The organism is Paenibacillus sp. J31R30, assembly GCF_059692115.1.
Genome location: NZ_JCAUAV010000002.1, coordinates 1,258,944 through 1,275,234 on the forward strand (window position 1 = coordinate 1,258,944; position 16,291 = coordinate 1,275,234).

Genomic DNA, 16,291 nt, shown 5'->3' on the forward strand with positions numbered 1-16,291 from the left:
GGCGGTTTTTTCGCATTTTAACGGTTAAAAGAGAGTAATTCGAATATTGTACACATCCGTTGTACATGATTTCGGAAATCGTACGCTATGTAAACGCTTCATTCTGTGGCAAGATACGAATATGGAGGAGGAGCACAATGAGGAAATCACAGCCAATCAAAAAACGAAGGCTCTTACAGGAATTCAAACACCTGCGAAAGAATCGTGAGCTGTTGTTGCTTGCGACCCCAGGCATTTTGTTTGAACTGGTCATTAAGTATTTGCCCATGATCGGACTTATCTTAGCCTTCAAGTATTTCAGATATGATCAAGGGATTCTAGGGAGCAAATGGGTCGGCTTCAAAAATTTCGAATTTATTTTTAAGTCGCAAGATGCCTATCGAATTATCCGAAATACCTTGTTATACAACATGACGTATATCCTCCTCGGCACGCTTGCAGCGCTAGTCCTATCTATTTTGCTATATGAGGTAAGCGGACGAATGGTGAAGGTGTATCAAACCACGTTATTTCTTCCTTATTTTATTTCGCTAGTCCTGGTTGGTTACATTACGTATGCTTTCTTGGAGACTAAAAGTGGTTATCTCAATAGCTTCTTACAGACCATCGGGCTTTCGCCACACAAATGGTACTTGGAAACAACGCCATGGCTGTTCATTCTGCCTGTGGTTGCTGTGTGGAAAGGTGTTGGCTTCTCGACATTGATCTACTATGCAGGGATCGTCGGCATCAATACCGATTATTATGAAGCGGCTAAGCTAGATGGTGCTTCGCGTGTCCAGATGATTTGGCGAATCACGCTGCCACTTATGAAGCCGTTGATCATCATTGTGTTTATATTAGGCTTAGGCAATATATTCCGTGGCGATTTTGGACTCCATTACTTTGTGCCGAACAATGTGGGAGCCAATATGGCGACAACGGATGTTATTGATACGTATGTGTATCGCGCTTTGGCCAAGCTTGGGGACATTAACTCTGGGGCAGCGGTAGGCTTTCTGCAATCTATCGTGGGGTTAATTACGATTGTGTCAGCGAATGCAGCGGTACGACGAATCGATAAAGATAACGCTTTATTTTAATGGGGAGGAGCCTAGGAGTCTTATGGAAGCTGCAGTAGCAAAACCAGTGAAACCAGCATCGATTTGGTATATTCATGTGTTTTTCACACTGATCTGCCTGCTGATGATCATCCCCTTTGTGCTCGTTATTGCGGTGTCGCTGACTTCGGAGAACAGCTTGATTCATTTCGGTTACCGCTTTATTCCGAAAGAGCTCAGCTTGGAAGCGTACCGGATTGTCTTCAAATCACCAGACATTTGGCTGAAATCATATGGGGTTACGATTGCCATTACCATTGCGGGGACTGTGTTATCCCTGTTATTAACCACTTTGACGGCTTATCCGATGTCACGACGTGACTTTCGCTATCATCGTCCGCTTACGTTTTATATCTTCTTTACGTTGTTATTCAATGGGGGAACAATTCCGTTTTATATCTTGATGACGCAATACCTCCATCTCAAAAATTCCATTCTTGCACTCATCATTCCGCTGCTTATGAATCCCTTCAATGTCATTATTATGAAAAGCTTTCTGGATAAAATATCGATGGAGATTATTGAATCCGCCAAAATTGACGGCTCCAGCGAGCTTCGCATTTTCTATCGCATTATCCTGCCGCTCTCTACACCGGCGTTAGCGACACTTGGACTTTTCATTTCATTTGCCTATTGGAATGATTGGTTTAACGCCTTGTTGTTCATTGATGATAACAAATATGTCCCGATTCAATTGCTACTGGTTCGCATTCTGTCGCAGATTGAATTTCTAGCGAATTCGCCTTTAGCCGAAGCAGCAAGCAAGCTGCAATTTGCTAACTTTCCGACATTGTCGGTTCGGATGGCAATGGCTTTAGTTGCGGGCGGCCCGATGATGATCATGTTTCCTTTTTTTCAAAAGTACTTCGTGAAAGGTATTACAGTAGGCTCATTAAAAAGCTGAGAGGGGGTGAGGGGGCGCGTTTGTAAGGTTTGATTGGTGGATCTGATAATAGTAGGGGTTATAAATATGGAGGTGTGAAGGTTGAAAAAAGCAAAAAAAATGTACCTGAGCAGTGTAGCCATTATGATTCTGAGTATGACCGTGTTAGCTGGATGTAAGACCGACACGGCAAGTGAAACGACATCACCGACGGCAACTACACCAACAACCACGACAAGCGCGACTCCCGCAACACCTGCACCAAGCACGCTGCCGGAAGTCAAGTTGACATTTTATTATCCAAGTAATCCGCCAGGGAAAGATCAGGCACTCGTAAATGAAGAAGTGAATAAGTATGTGAAGAGTAAAATTAATGCGACGGTGGACTTAAAGCCACTTTCATTCGATGAATACGATCCGAAATTGAACACGATCATGGCCTCTGGTGAAGCTTTTGATGTGGCATGGGGCTCCAAATATTGGTTGCTAAGCTATCAACCGAACATCGATAAAGGTGCGCTCTTGGAGCTAACCGATGCGATGATTAACAAAAATGCGGCTGAAGCGCGGAAGAATATCCCGGATAAATTCTGGCCGGATATGAAAGCGACTGATGGCAAAGTCTACGGCTTCCCGGTTTATCAAATCGCTGCGAAGACGAAAAGTCTCGTTATCCAAAAACAATTCGTCGATAAGTATAAATTGGATGTTAATTCCATTAAGACATACAAAGATATTGAACCTTTCCTGAAGACAATTAAGGACAATGAGAAGGATGTCATTCCTTTCGGCATGGCTCAGAATTCGTGGGGTCTCTATACAGATCCGAATTTGGTAGCAGCAGATGGTCTTGCTGTGGCATATAAAAAGGATGACAAAACGTACACGTCGATTACGAAAATTCAACAACTTCAAAATAAGAAGGACTTCTTCACAACCATGCACAACTGGTCGAAAGCAGGCTACATTAATGAGGATGCTCCCCTATTGAAAAACATTACGGATCTCAAGAAAAAAGGGAAAGTAGCGGTAAGTCTGGAGTTTACAACGAAACCAGGCGGCGAAGTGGATGAAATGGCTAACAATGGCGGTAACGCTGTTGTGTATGTTCCGATTTCGGACTCCTACTTTACTGGTGTTGCCAGCGCCATGCAGGTTATTTCCAAAACGTCCAAAAACCCAGAACGTGCACTCATGTTTATCAACCTTCTGAACACAGATAAAGTGTTGTATAACCTGATTTCGAATGGTCTGGAAGGCAAGCACTACACGAAGAAGGATGACAAATATATTGAGCCGATCAAGGATTCCGGCTATGCACCGAATGTGGATTGGGTGTTCGGTAACCAATTTAATGCTTACTTGAAAGGTGCGCAAACGCCTGATGTGTGGGACAAAACGATTAAATTGAATCAAAGTGCAATGGTTCCAGCTTCTTACGGTTTTGATGTGAATCGAGACACGATCAAATCTGAGGTTGCTAACGTGACCGCCGTGGATAACGAGTTCCAAGTTGCACTTGAAACAGGTGCCGTAGATCCTGCGGATCAACTGCAGAAATACATCGACAAGTTGAAGGCCGCTGGTCAAGACAAAATCGATGCGGAAACAACGAAGCAGTGGCAAGCTTTCTTGAAAGCGAAAGGTTTGTAAGAAGCGCAGCGAATGGGGCCGTCCCTTGTGGGGCGGCTTTTTGCTGTCGTCTGTAACGATGACCACCTCTTTGTCCTTCCTAACATAACAGGACAAGTTCTGGAATATAGATGAATGAATGATGATATGAGATATTTCGACGCAAAATATTAGCTGATTTTATTTACCCGCATATACTAATTGGAGAAAAGTAGGACTGAAAGAGGTGATCCTAGTGGGAACTCGCTTATTATCGGAGCAACTCCTGAAAACTCGCTTTCCCCATTTAAGGTATATCCGAATTCATACATCTGACAAATATAAGGCGACCATTTATGCCTGGACGGAAGATTTACAGCTATCGAAGCAGGATGTGCTGAATGTGGAGAAGTATGCAAACGCTTACCTGTATCCGTATGTGGTTTTTCAAGTAAAAGCATATTGCGCGGTTAGAGCAGATAACGTACCCTTGCAGGAGGAAGTCCCCCTTGATATTGCCCAAACTGCCTTGCGCACCAATTTGAATCAATATGGTATTCTAGCTGCGATCAACCGGAAATTTGTATTCGGACGTTTGCGATTTAAGCATTATGACGTCATCAATAGCATTATACATTTTGATTTCGATGCGCTTAGGCGAATGGAGGAGAAAGAGAAGGAAGACATGCTGCGCTATTTACGCGAAATGATTCCCCTCGGATGTTTTTGTGAAGTTAGATTTCTAGAGGATGACATGTAGTATCTTGATAGCTCACCTGAAGTCTCCGGGATAACGGGGACTTTTCTATTTCGTGTCTTATTTGCATATACCTCTCAGATATAATATTAATACTTGCTAAAAGCATGCTTAGTCTGTATCTTTTTCCAAGGGGCTATTCGAGTTTGTAGGTGCAGTCCCATCTAATACTTACCTAAAGGAGCTACGCATGCCATGCTGAAACGTTCCCCGTACCTATTATTAATTCTAGCAACTTGCATTTGGGGAGGGAACTTTGTTGCAGGTAAGGCACTCGTCTTACATATTCCTCCCATCACATTGGCAGCAGGTCGCTGGGGGATTGCCTTCTTGTGCTTATTACCCTTTTTTGGGAAAGCGGCTTGGCGGCTTAAACATGAATTTCTAGCTAGTTGGAAAATGGTGCTTTTCCTCTCCCTGACCGGGGTAGCTGGATTTAACTCACTTACGTATGTCGCCGTACAATACACAGGCTCAATCAACGCATCACTGATGAATTCGGCGACGCCCATCTTCGTTGTTCTTATCACTTGGGCTGTTATGAAGGAGAGACTCGCTTGGTGGGCACTGCCGGGAATCGGCGTATCCATCCTAGGCGTGTGCTGGATCATCAGCCAAGGGAACTTGTCCGCACTTCTTCAGTTATCTGCCAATAAAGGTGATTTATTTATGCTGATCGCTGTTTTATGCTGGGCGTTATATTCGGTAGGTATGAAAAAGCTGGCCAGTCGTTTCCCGGCGAGCCCTTTTTTGCTGGTACAAGTAACTGTCGCGCTTGTTGTACTCATTCCGAGTTCGTCCATCGAGTGGATGATCAAGGCACCTCAAATTTCGTGGAGTCCCGCCTTGGTGAGCGGCTTATTGTATGTAGGCATCTTTGCATCGATCGTGGCATTCCTGAGCTGGAATAAAGCGATTGAACTTGCGGGTCCACAGCGTTGTGCGGGCTTCCTCAACTTCATTCCCTTGTTTAGTGCCATCTTTGCAACCACGTTTACTGGAGAGTCGTTACAGCTGTATCATTTGTTAGGTGCCTTCTTTATCGTGATAGGTGTGTACATGACGAATATGGCGATGAAGAAGCAAATTCGCCTCTTTCTTCCAAAATAACTCAAACAATGCCCGAAACTTAACATTCATTAATATGGAAATGGGCAGAAGTCTCGGATTATAAGCATATTTCAAGAATCTAATTACTATTATTGATTGGATTCTCTCCTCACTTTAGTTCAAAATAGAATTAAGTGCAGGAGGTGATCAACATGAAGATGAACATCATACACAAACTAATCCGCATATTTTGGACATTTCTGCGCATAAGTCCGCTGACATTCGGTGGGGGCTATGCGATGCTGCCGGCCATTCATCGTGAGGTAGTGATGACGAAGCAATGGATGTCAGACACCGAAATGTCAGAGCTTCTGGCCATTTCAGGTGCTGCCCCAGGTGGAATTGGTGTCAATGTGTCTGCTTTGGTTGGCTACCGTTTAGCAGGAATTGCAGGTGCTATCGCAGCCGTTGTTGGGATAACGCTTCCGACCTTCCTGCTAGTCCTCGTATTGAGTATGCTGTACGCATGGCTTGAGCACTACCCGAGAATGCAAGCGATCATGGAGGGCATTCATGCGGCGATTATAGGTCTCATTGCGGCTGCGGCTTACAAAATGGCCAAAACCTCGATCTTCGATCGACTAACCCTCCTAATAGCGATCGGCACCGTCATTATCATGATCGTTGTTCCCGTCTCTCCATTTGTGTTGATTGTGCTAGGCATTGTGGTCGGAATCATCGCTACGTATCTTAAGCAAAAATGGGGCATGAAAGATCCCCTTTCTCATACAGAATCAACAGGAACTACGAGCACAGACTCCAAGACCGCTGAGTTTTATATGGCGGATGGGATATAGGGATGAGGTGCTTGTAGATGCTACTCCATGTATTTCTCACTTTTCTCAAAATAGGACTCGTCTCCTTTGGCGGCGGCTATGCCATGATTCCCGTTATTCAGCTCGAGGTCGAGCAGCATCAGTGGCTGACATTGGACGAATTCCATCATGTCATTTCGTTGGCAGGCACAAGCCCCGGACCCATTGCCACGAATAGTGCCACCTTAATTGGCTATGAAACGGCGGGTGTCCCCGGGGCGATCATGGCAACCTTAGGCATGGTACTGCCGTCTTTGGTTTTGATCATCGTCGTGGCAGCCTTTTTATTCCGTTGGCACTCTCATACTTGGTTCAAATCCTCGTTTTACGGGTTAAAGCCTGTTGTGACGGGCTTTATCATCTATGCTGCGCTGCATTTTGGCCAATCATCATTCGGAACCGTTCAAACGGGAATCACATGGAGACAGGTTGCAACGCTGCTCATTGCAGGCGGCACTTTTATAGGGATTGTCAAATATAAGCTGCATCCGTTGATCGTGATCGTATCTGCTGGAATTTTGGGGATCGTTTTTTTCTTATAAAAGAGTTTCCATGACAAACGCCATTCTACCAATTGGGTAAAGATGGCGTTTTTTTGTCTATTTTTACGAAATAAGTGATAAATATTTCTTTTCTAGGCAATAAACAACTTTATATTTCGAATAAATGTTATATAATGTACAATATATAACAAATAGAACACACTATATAACGGTGATTCATTGCTTTAGGAGGGAAACATCATCGAGTTAACAGCCCGCCAGTTAGAAATTATTGATCTCGTCGCCAAATATGCGCCTATTGCTGGGGAACGTATAGCTGAACTGTTGGGGATTAGTCGACCGACTATCCGATCAGACTTAGCTGTCCTAGTGATGTTAAGGCATATCGATGCTAAACCCAAGGTTGGCTATTTTCTTGGAACAGCCGCACTTGACTCACAAACTCCTTTCAAGATGGTCGAGTCCATGAAAGTGAAGGACGTGATGGGTATTCCTGTTTTACTTCGTGAAACGGTAACCGTGAGCGACGCTGTCGTAACCCTTTTTCTCGAAAATGTGGGCAGTCTGATGATTCTGGGTCCGGAAGGTGCCCTAGCTGGAGTTGTCTCGCGAAAGGATTTACTTAAGGTAACCCTTGGACATGCAACGGCAACGACAATGCCTGTATCGCTCGTGATGACCAGACAACCGAACATTGTTACGGTAAAACCAGAAGATAGTGTGTTAGAAGCAGCTCGGAAGATGATTCATCATGAAGTTGACAGCTTACCTGTCGTCAAAGCAATGGAAGGCAAGGAAGGGCTTGAAGTCGTAGGCCGAATTACGAAAACAACAATGACCAAATTGCTGCTGGATGTAGCGCTGGGTACGTAAATCAGGGGGAATTTACATGGGAGAGAAGCTGCATACCATTTTCGTATGTTCGGATTCGGTAGGAGAGACGGCAAATACGGTTGTACAAGCAACAATTCGGCAGTTTAATGCAAGTCAGGTTGTCGTCAAACGACACGGTTCCATCCGCACGGAAGACGAAGTGCGTGCGATCGTAGAAGAAGCATCACGGCTGAAGGGTTTTATTGCTTATACCCTCGTACTGCCAGAGTTAAGAGAAATGATGCGACAGGAAGCCATCCGATTGAATGTGAATGCGATCGATATTATGGGTCCTATGATGCAAGCCTTTATCGACACGTTCAAGGATTCGCCTAAACGAAAAGTCGGCTTGCTCTATCAGCTGGATGAACAGTATTATCAACGGGTAGAAGCCGTTGAGTTTACCGTCAATAGTGATGATGGCAAGGATCCAAGCACGATGAAACAGGCGAATATCGTGCTGCTGGGGCCGTCAAGGACGTCGAAGACACCGCTTAGTATTTATTTGGCACATAAAGGATTTAAGGTGTCGAATTATCCCCTTGTACCAGAGGTCAAACCTCCTGCTATTTTATATGAGCTGGACCCGAAGAAATTGGTCGGACTCACGATGAGTGTCGATAAGCTGATCGGCATTCGGACGGAACGGCTGAAAGCTGTTGGACTTCCTTTTGGAGCCAAATATGCAACGAAAGAGCGCATTGAGGAAGAATTAGCTTTTGCCATGAGATTGTATCGCGAGTTGGGTTGTTCGGTTATTGATGTGAGTGAGAAAGCGATTGAGGAAACAGCAGGCTTGATATTGGCTGAACGAGCATAACGCATCAACATCGAATCAAACCAATTTGGAGAGGGTGGATCGCTCATGGAAAGAGATTTGTCGTTGGAAATCGTACGGGTAACTGAGGCTGCAGCAATCGCATCGGCGAGCTGGACAGGAAAAGGAAATAAGATTGATGCGGATGGGGCTGCCACTTCTGCGATGCGAGAATATTTTAGCTCCGTTCCTTTTCGGGGGACAGTTGTCATTGGTGAAGGAGAAATGGATGAAGCTCCCATGCTCTATATCGGAGAAGAGGTAGGCAGTGGAGCAGGGCCTGAATTTGATGTGGCGGTTGATCCGTTAGAGGGAACTGATATTGTAGCGAGTGGCCGGAATAATGCCCTGTCTGTTGTTGCCATTGCCGAGAAGGGCAATCTCCTTCATGCCCCGGATATGTATATGGCGAAGTTAGCCGTAGGGCCGCGTTTGGCTGGCAAGCTGAGTCTCGATGATCCGCTCGAGGTAACCATTCAGAAAGCCGCAAGCTTGCTGCAAAAGGAGATCTCAGAGCTTACCGTTTCCATTCTGGATCGTAATCGGCATGCGGAGCACATCATGATCCTGCGCAAGCTAGGTGTCAAAATTTATTTGCTCAGTGACGGCGATGTGGCAGGCGCGATGGCAGTAGCCTTCCCAGAAACAGGCATTGATTTACATGTAGGCTCGGGTGGTGCACCTGAAGGTGTGCTTGCAGCTGCTGCCTTGCGTTGCATGGGAGGGGAATTACAAGGACGTTTGCTGCCTGAGAATGAGGAAGAGCGCCTTCGTTGTCTAGCAATGGGGATTTCCGATCCATCGAAAGTGTTAAGTATGCGTGATCTTGTGGGAGATTCCGATATCATCTTCGCGGCAACGGGGGTAACCTCCGGCGATTTCTTGCAAGGTGTCAAATATGGCTGGGGCGGTCGTGCTCACACCCACTCGGTCGTCATGAGAGCTCAAACGCAGACCGTGCGGTTCATCCAATGTGTCCACCAGCTGCACATGGAGCAGCGCGGGAGCGCATAATCGCTGAACAAACAATGATCCATGATATTGCTATACATGTGCCAAGTCCCCCTCCGCATATACTTGTGTTGAGAAGATGCGAAAAGAGGGATAACCATGAGCTTGTCTTCAATTGATTTTCTTTCCGTCGTCCGCAGCTGCATACCGCAGGAGGCCGAGATTGTCGAACTGCAGCAGGAGGGAAGTCCCGCGGCGATCTTGTATGCGGATGTGGATGGTGATGGATTTCCAGAAATCACAGCCTTGTATAGATATTTAGATCATCAATATTTATTTTCCTTGAAGGAATATTCCGGCAATTGGTTCCCGATTGGCTCCGCCTCCACAGGCAGAGGGCAGCAGGCAGTGAAGGATTTTGCTGCAGCTCCAGTGTCACGCAAAGAAGGCTGGGATGTCATCATCGGCTGGCAAAGGGCGGAAGAACCTATGGCAGAGCTGGATATTATTCAATGGACACAGTCAGGTTTCCAGCGCGTTATTCCACCTGGCACGTCGTATTCTCATTTGGAAATCGAAGATATGCCAACCCGAAACGGCCCCGATGGACTCTGTGAATTAGCCCTGTGGACGCAAGAGCAAGGCCAGGCGTATCGTGTAGAAACCTATCGCTGGGATCCTTACCAATTGGTGCCGACCAGTGATGTGCATGGCTATTATTTTCAAAAGGTCGCTCGTTATTACGAGGATTTAACGAAAGAGCAGCCGAACGAGCAGCTGTATCGGAGTTATTTGGAGGATGCCCAAAAACGGGCAGGCGGAAGCTAACTGCAAAATAAGGGCCAGGGGAGGTAATCTCCTGGTTTTTTCTTATGTCGTATTTTCTGAGTATAGTTGTCCGAAAGTTAGACTAAAAATAAGCGTTTTCATATGCTACATTTAATGAAGTTGTCTAGATATCATATAGTTTCATGCAAGTAATAAACCTACTGGAGGTCGTCACATGTCACGTAAGTATCGAATTGGAATTATTGGTTGCGGTGGAATTGCGAATGGCAAGCATTTGCCAAGCTTGAGCAAGCTGTCAAATGTTGAATTAGTCGCATTTTGTGACATTGTTCAAGAGAGTGCAGCAACCGCTGCAGCGAAATATGGAATTGAAGGCGCGCTAGTTTGCGAGGATTATAAAGAAGTATTGCAAGATGCCACGATTGACATTGTGCACGTATTAACACCGAATATTTCACATGCGGAAATTTCGATTGCAGCCCTTGAGGCAGGCAAGCATGTTATGTGTGAGAAGCCGATGGCGAAGACAGCGGAAGATGCGAAGCGCATGGTTGAAGCAGCGAAGCGCACAGGTAAAAAGCTGACGATTGGCTACAACAACCGCTTCCGTCCAGATAGTCAGCATTTGAAAAATGTCTGTGCAGATGGTGAGCTTGGGCACATTTATTTCGCAAAAGCACATGCGATTCGCCGTCGTGCGGTTCCAACATGGGGTGTTTTCCTTGATGAAGAGAAGCAAGGTGGAGGCCCATTAATCGACATCGGTACACACGCTCTAGATCTTACACTTTGGATGATGGACAACTATAAGCCGAAGGTTGTATTAGGTACGTCCTATCATGAATTGTCCCAAACAGAAAATGCTGCCAACGCATGGGGACCATGGGATCCGAGTAAATTTACCGTTGAGGATTCCGCTTTCGGGATGATCGTGATGGAGAATGGCGCGACAATTATGCTTGAATCCAGCTGGGCATTAAACACGCTTGAAGTGGATGAAGCGAAATGCTCGCTAAGTGGTACCGAGGGTGGAGCAGACATGAAGGGCGGACTTCGCATCAATGGTGAGAAGCATAGCCGTTTGTACACAACGGAAGTTGAATTGAAAACAGGCGGCGTGGCTTTCTACGACGGTAAAAGCGAAAGTGCGGCTGATGTAGAAATGCGTACGTGGATCAACGCCATTGACCAAGATATCGATCCCGTCGTGACACCAGAGCAAGCTTATGTGGTTTCGCAAATTCTTGAAGCTATTTACGAGTCTGCTCGTACGGGCAAAGCTGTTTATTTAAATCAATAGATCTCCATATCATGAAAAGCCATTAGGATGTTGGTCCTGATGGCTTTTTGAAAGTGAATATATGTTTTGGGGTAAGCGAAGCTTACTCCTTATTTATGTTAATTGCACTCGTCATCGGGGGGGCGTGCAGCCGACTAACGCAACTCCGTTTGCTTTGTCCGTCACGCGTAACACGATTTTTTCGACTTACGCAACTCTTTTTGCCATGTCCATTACGCGTAACACGATTTTTTCGACTTACGCAACTCCGTTTGCCATGTCCGTCACGCGTAACACGATTTTTTCGACTTACGCAACTCCGTTTGCTTTGTCCATCACGCGTAACACGATTTTTTCGACTTACGCAACTCTTTTTGCCATGTCCATCACGCGTAACACGATTTTTTCGACTTACGCAACTCCGTTTGCTTTGTCCATCACGCGTAACACGATTTTTTCGACTTACGCAACTCCGTTTGCCTTGTCCATCACGCGTAACACGATTTTTTCGACTTACGCAACTCTTTTTGCCATGTCCGTCACGCGTAATTCGATTTTTCGACTTACGCAACTCTTTTTGCCATGTCCGTCACGCGTAACACGATTTTTTCGACTTACGCAACTCTTTTTACCATGTCCGTCACGCGTAACTCGATTTTTTCGACTTAAGTAACTCTATTTGCCATGTCCGTCACGCGTAACTCGATTTCCTCGACTTACGCAACTCCGTTTGCCATGTCCGTCACGCGTAACTCGACTTTTTCGACTTACGCAACTCCGTTTGCTTTGTCCGTCACGCGTAACACGATTTTTTCGACTTACGCAACTCCGTTTGCCATAGTGTCGTGGACGTTCCAATTCAGATTTGAAAAATGGCGCGGAGATGGCGTATGCTTATCCTTGTGTAGAAATTATTCCGTTTATTAAGGAAACTTATCGAAAGAAAGGAAGCGAAAGCTATGGATTTAGGCTTACAAAATAAGGTCGCCTTAATCACAGGAGGAAGCAAAGGAATCGGGCTTGCAACGGCCATTTCTCTGTCCCGTGAGGGGGCGAAAGTAGCCATACTCGCTAGGAATGAAGAGCAGCTGAAGGAAGCTGCCTTTCAAATTGCCAATTTGACCCAGGGTGAAGTGCTTACAATTCAGGCAGATGTGACATCGGAAGCTGATTGTAAGCGAGCGGTTGAAGAGACAGTTCAACGTTTTGGCGGATTACAAATTCTTGTGAATAATGCAGGTACATCAGCTGCTGCACCTTTTGAGCAAGTAGGTACGGAGGTATGGCGTCAGGATTTGGAGCTGAAATTGTTCGGGGCGATTCACTGCTCGCGGTATGCAATTCCCCACATGCGCGAGGCAGGAGGCGGCTCAATCGTGAATATCACGACCTCTGCAGCCAAAACGCCTCCAGCGTCCTCGCTTCCAACGTCGGTCAGCAGAGCTGCTGGATTGGCCTTGACGAACGCAATGAGCAAGGATCTGGGCTCGGCTCAGATTCGTGTGAACACGGTGTGTATTGGAACGATTCGCAGCGACCAGATCGAGAAGGTATGGAAAAGAGTAGCTCCAGACCTAACTTGGGAGGAATTCGCAAGTGATCCTAAGCACGATATTCCTCTTGGCCGTATCGGTAAAGCGGAGGAGGCGGCTAATGTGATCACCTTTTTAGCATCGGATGCTGCCTCCTACGTTACTGGAACATCAGTGAACATCGATGGTGGAAAAGGCGCAGCCCTATAGATACAAACCACATTTGCTGCCGAATACAACAAAGCCTATGTCTCTCCAGTAATGGAAAGGCATAGGCTTTGTTCTTCTTCTATGTTTCATAGGGAAATGGCTTGATTAGGCTCTACGTTTCTTTCTTAGATACCAGACGACCATCGAGATAGCGTCCCGAATTGAGATGTTTTGGCGAAAAGCTAATGTCATTGTCATAAGCAAGAAACCTCCCTAACCCTGAAAGAATGTCATGCATGAATAGTATTACGTAAGAAAGTTGACGATGGTTCTATTTTTTTTTTAGTGGGAGGCGCCTATTTTTTTTGACAGTTAGTATTCCTGCAAGAAAGACGATGTTGCCGTATATTTTTCTTGACAGGTTAAACGTTTCAAATTAATCTAGAAGTGGGTGTTAAACGTTTAACAAATTAGCAAGATGAAGCTAGTATGGTGCGACCTACAACAAATGATACGGAGTGATTCTAACATGTGGAAACAAGCTATTGAGGATGCTTTGCAGAAAACGAAAGTAAATATTGAGCGTTTCGGGGATCAGTTCCCTCATGTCAGTGAGAACGATATTTATCATTTGAATCCAAATACGGATTGGACAGACGGCTTCTGGTCAGGTATCTTGTGGCTGAGCTATCAGTATAGCGGGGACAAAGTGTTCCAAGAGGCTGCACAGAGAACGGTTGCGAGTTTTAAACAAAGACTTGAGAATCACTCCGTCTTAGATCATCACGATATTGGCTTCCTTTATTCCTTATCTTCGAAGGCACAATGGATCCTTGAAAAGGATGAAAACGCGAGACAACTTACGCTGCAAGCTGCAGATGTGCTGATGAAGCGTTGGAGACCGAAAGGCCAATATATTCAAGCTTGGGGACCTGAGGGTGACGAGAAAAACGGTGGGCGGATCATTATCGATTGCCTGTTGAATTTACCTTTGTTGTACTGGGCTTATGAGCAAACTGGCGAAGCTAAATATAAAGAAGTTGCTATCATTCATGCTGATTTGTCGCGCCGCTACTTGGTACGCGGGGATGATTCCTCATATCATACGTTCTATTTCGATCAAGAAACGGGTGAACCTTTACGCGGTGGGACGCATCAAGGTTACCATGATGGATCAACATGGACACGTGGACAAGCATGGGGGATTTACGGCTTTGCCCTTTCATATCGCTATACGAAAAACCCGCTTTACTTAGAGACAGCCAAACGTTTAGCGCGTTATTTCTTCGATCGTCTTCCTGCGGATGATGTGGTGTATTGGGACTTCGATGCGCCAGTGAATGCCGAGACGAAACGAGATAGTTCCGCATCTGCGATTGCATCTGCCGGTACTTTGGAAATTTTGGAGCACTTAGCTGCGGATGATCCAGATCGTGCTGCTTTGGAAAATGGCGTACAGCGTTCGATGGCAGGGTTAGTGAAATCTTATGCTACAATTGGTAAACCAGATGCACAAGGTTTTCTGGAGCGCGGTTCATACAGCGTACGCGGTGGGGCAGCGCCAGATGATTATGTCATTTGGGGCGACTACTATTATCTAGAAGCATTGCTTCGTTTAGAAAAAGGTTTAAAGGGGTATTGGTATGAGTAATTCGCAATCGGCAGTAGGAACAGATCGCGCTTATTGGGTGCAGACGATGCTGCGAATCGCAGAACCTGTCCTGCGGGCGCTTGCAGCTCGAAAACTTCGTGCCACGATGCCAGTCGAATGTAAACAAGAGGTGCAGCGTGAATACACGCATCTCGAAGCATTCGGTCGCACACTTGTTGGCATGGCGCCTTGGCTGGAGACACCTGCGCTGGATGCAGAAGAAGAAAAACTGCGTCTGGCGTACGGCATACTGGTACGTGAGGCTATGGATGCCGCGACGGATCCAGAATCTCCCGATTTCTTGAACTTCGCGCAGGGTAGACAGCCGATTGTAGATACGGCTTTCCTTGCTAATGCCATTCTGCGTGCGCCTAACACGCTGTGGCATAACTTGGATAAGCGAGTCCAAGCCAATCTCGCTGCGGCGATGAAAACATCGCGGACCCGCAAGCCTGCCTTCAATAACTGGCTGCTCTTCGCAGCGATGACAGAGACAGCGCTTGGTTACATGGGCGAGGAATACGATCATATGCGTGTTGATTTTGCATTGAAGCAGCACGAGCAGTGGTATTTAGGCGACGGGATGTATGGTGATGGCGTTGACTATCACGCGGATTACTACAACAGCTTCGTTATTCAGCCGATGTTGGTCGATATCATAGAACAGGTTGGAACGGATTACGAGGATTGGGGTAAAATGCGTGAGAACATCTTGAAACGTGCTCAGCGCTATGCGGCCGTACAGGAACGCATGATTTCGCCTGAAGGAACGTTCCCAGCTATTGGTCGTTCCTTAGCTTATCGCTTCGGTGCGTTCCAAGCGCTGGCACAGACAGCGTTGCGACGCGAGCTGCCTGTTGGCGTAGCTCCAGCTCAAGTGCGCGGTGCACTGACCGCCGTTATCAGCAAATTAATTGAAGCGCCAGGCACCTTCGATGAGGGCGGTTGGTTGCGAATTGGGCTGTGCGGACATCAGCCCGAGCTGGGCGAGCCTTACATTTCCACGGGAAGCTTATACTTGTGCTCCGCGGTGTTTCTGCCGCTTGGCTTGCCAGCGGATGATGAGTTCTGGCAGGGTGCAGCTACACCATGGACCTCACAGAAAGTTTGGTTAGGCCAAACGGTTGCTATCGATTCGGCATTATATTAGCATTGGAAAGACTGTCGCGGTTGCGCGACAGTCTTTTCTTGTTGCAACCAAAGCACACAAAATGTGTGTTCTGGTAGCTATTGTGCATCTACTGGCTGATTTTCAACTAAAAAGCAGAAATAGCGTTATGCCATCATTCTATTTTCCTTGCGAGTGTGCCAATGCCCCGAATAACGTTATGGTATAGCGCTATTGCCTTTTACGCGATAAGCGAACGCGCCGTCTACTCCCATTGCTTTGGAACCAGTCTGATTTTCGTGTACACTTAGGCTGGGAATGATTTATTGTTTTCAGTCTTATAAATATCCACATATACTATG

The 16,291-nt window shown here is 46.1% G+C and carries 15 protein-coding genes; all 15 read left to right on the plus strand.

From position 1 onward, the window contains the following. The first annotated feature begins 137 nt into the window (after window positions 1-137). The 15 genes from AC58QO_RS11215 (at window position 138) to AC58QO_RS11285 (ending at window position 15,971) form a co-directional block, all read left to right on the plus strand. On the plus strand, window positions 138-1,082 hold the full coding sequence (locus AC58QO_RS11215) for an ABC transporter permease (protein WP_497265371.1): 945 nt from the start codon (window positions 138-140) through the stop codon (window positions 1,080-1,082). A gap of 22 nt (window positions 1,083-1,104) precedes the next feature. Further along, the gene (locus tag AC58QO_RS11220) at window positions 1,105-2,004 is read left to right on the plus strand and encodes a carbohydrate ABC transporter permease (protein ID WP_497265372.1); all 900 of its coding nucleotides are present in this window, start codon (window positions 1,105-1,107) and stop codon (window positions 2,002-2,004) included. 81 nt (window positions 2,005-2,085) lie between these two features. Beyond that, the gene (locus tag AC58QO_RS11225) at window positions 2,086-3,636 is read left to right on the plus strand and encodes an ABC transporter substrate-binding protein (protein ID WP_497265373.1); all 1,551 of its coding nucleotides are present in this window, start codon (window positions 2,086-2,088) and stop codon (window positions 3,634-3,636) included. 214 nt (window positions 3,637-3,850) lie between these two features. Then, window positions 3,851-4,354 (plus strand): hypothetical protein, encoded by a 504-nt coding sequence (locus AC58QO_RS11230; RefSeq protein WP_497265374.1) that lies wholly within the window; start codon window positions 3,851-3,853, stop codon window positions 4,352-4,354. Window positions 4,355-4,546: 192 nt separating this feature from the next. Then, on the plus strand, window positions 4,547-5,461 hold the full coding sequence (locus AC58QO_RS11235) for a DMT family transporter (protein WP_497265375.1): 915 nt from the start codon (window positions 4,547-4,549) through the stop codon (window positions 5,459-5,461). 152 nt (window positions 5,462-5,613) lie between these two features. Beyond that, entirely contained in the window at window positions 5,614-6,258 is a 645-nt protein-coding gene (locus AC58QO_RS11240; protein WP_497265376.1) for a chromate transporter, read from the plus strand. Window positions 6,259-6,275: 17 nt separating this feature from the next. Next, complete coding sequence (locus AC58QO_RS11245; RefSeq protein WP_497265377.1) at window positions 6,276-6,818, plus strand: chromate transporter; 543 nt, start codon at window positions 6,276-6,278, stop codon at window positions 6,816-6,818. Between the two features lie 198 nt (window positions 6,819-7,016). Further along, entirely contained in the window at window positions 7,017-7,652 is a 636-nt protein-coding gene (locus AC58QO_RS11250; protein ID WP_497265502.1) for a helix-turn-helix transcriptional regulator, read from the plus strand. A 16-nt stretch (window positions 7,653-7,668) separates the two neighbouring features. Next, window positions 7,669-8,472: a pyruvate, water dikinase regulatory protein gene (locus AC58QO_RS11255; RefSeq protein ID WP_497265378.1), complete on the plus strand. Its 804-nt coding sequence runs from the start codon at window positions 7,669-7,671 to the stop codon at window positions 8,470-8,472. A 45-nt stretch (window positions 8,473-8,517) separates the two neighbouring features. After that, entirely contained in the window at window positions 8,518-9,483 is a 966-nt protein-coding gene (gene glpX, locus AC58QO_RS11260; RefSeq protein ID WP_497265379.1) for a class II fructose-bisphosphatase, read from the plus strand. Window positions 9,484-9,579: 96 nt separating this feature from the next. After that, window positions 9,580-10,248, plus strand: coding sequence for a hypothetical protein (locus tag AC58QO_RS11265; RefSeq protein WP_497265380.1), 669 nt, complete (start codon window positions 9,580-9,582; stop codon window positions 10,246-10,248). A gap of 175 nt (window positions 10,249-10,423) precedes the next feature. After that, window positions 10,424-11,509, plus strand: coding sequence for a Gfo/Idh/MocA family protein (locus AC58QO_RS11270; protein WP_497265381.1), 1,086 nt, complete (start codon window positions 10,424-10,426; stop codon window positions 11,507-11,509). 938 nt (window positions 11,510-12,447) lie between these two features. Beyond that, complete coding sequence (locus tag AC58QO_RS11275; protein ID WP_497265382.1) at window positions 12,448-13,230, plus strand: SDR family NAD(P)-dependent oxidoreductase; 783 nt, start codon at window positions 12,448-12,450, stop codon at window positions 13,228-13,230. A 469-nt stretch (window positions 13,231-13,699) separates the two neighbouring features. Then, entirely contained in the window at window positions 13,700-14,821 is a 1,122-nt protein-coding gene (locus AC58QO_RS11280; RefSeq protein WP_497265383.1) for a glycoside hydrolase family 88 protein, read from the plus strand. After that, window positions 14,814-15,971 carry a DUF2264 domain-containing protein gene (locus AC58QO_RS11285; RefSeq protein ID WP_497265384.1) on the plus strand — a complete coding sequence of 386 codons (1,158 nt, stop codon included), beginning with the start codon at window positions 14,814-14,816 and terminating at the stop codon, window positions 15,969-15,971. Before AC58QO_RS11280 ends, AC58QO_RS11285 begins: the two co-directional genes overlap by 8 nt. Window positions 15,972-16,291 lie beyond the last annotated feature (320 nt).

What these genes read in the sequence shown, in the direction of transcription:
- AC58QO_RS11280 (WP_497265383.1), top strand. Translation starts at nt 13,700, where the DNA reads ATGTGGAAACAAGCTATTGAGGATGCTTTGCAGAAAACGAAAGTAAAT.
- AC58QO_RS11270 (WP_497265381.1), top strand. Translation starts at nt 10,424, where the DNA reads ATGTCACGTAAGTATCGAATTGGAATTATTGGTTGCGGTGGAATTGCG.
- AC58QO_RS11275 (WP_497265382.1), top strand. Translation starts at nt 12,448, where the DNA reads ATGGATTTAGGCTTACAAAATAAGGTCGCCTTAATCACAGGAGGAAGC.
- AC58QO_RS11235 (WP_497265375.1), top strand. Translation starts at nt 4,547, where the DNA reads ATGCTGAAACGTTCCCCGTACCTATTATTAATTCTAGCAACTTGCATT.
- AC58QO_RS11265 (WP_497265380.1), top strand. Translation starts at nt 9,580, where the DNA reads ATGAGCTTGTCTTCAATTGATTTTCTTTCCGTCGTCCGCAGCTGCATA.
- AC58QO_RS11255 (WP_497265378.1), top strand. Translation starts at nt 7,669, where the DNA reads ATGGGAGAGAAGCTGCATACCATTTTCGTATGTTCGGATTCGGTAGGA.
- AC58QO_RS11215 (WP_497265371.1), top strand. Translation starts at nt 138, where the DNA reads ATGAGGAAATCACAGCCAATCAAAAAACGAAGGCTCTTACAGGAATTC.
- glpX (WP_497265379.1), top strand. Translation starts at nt 8,518, where the DNA reads ATGGAAAGAGATTTGTCGTTGGAAATCGTACGGGTAACTGAGGCTGCA.
- AC58QO_RS11245 (WP_497265377.1), top strand. Translation starts at nt 6,276, where the DNA reads ATGCTACTCCATGTATTTCTCACTTTTCTCAAAATAGGACTCGTCTCC.
- AC58QO_RS11285 (WP_497265384.1), top strand. Translation starts at nt 14,814, where the DNA reads ATGAGTAATTCGCAATCGGCAGTAGGAACAGATCGCGCTTATTGGGTG.
- AC58QO_RS11240 (WP_497265376.1), top strand. Translation starts at nt 5,614, where the DNA reads ATGAAGATGAACATCATACACAAACTAATCCGCATATTTTGGACATTT.
- AC58QO_RS11220 (WP_497265372.1), top strand. Translation starts at nt 1,105, where the DNA reads ATGGAAGCTGCAGTAGCAAAACCAGTGAAACCAGCATCGATTTGGTAT.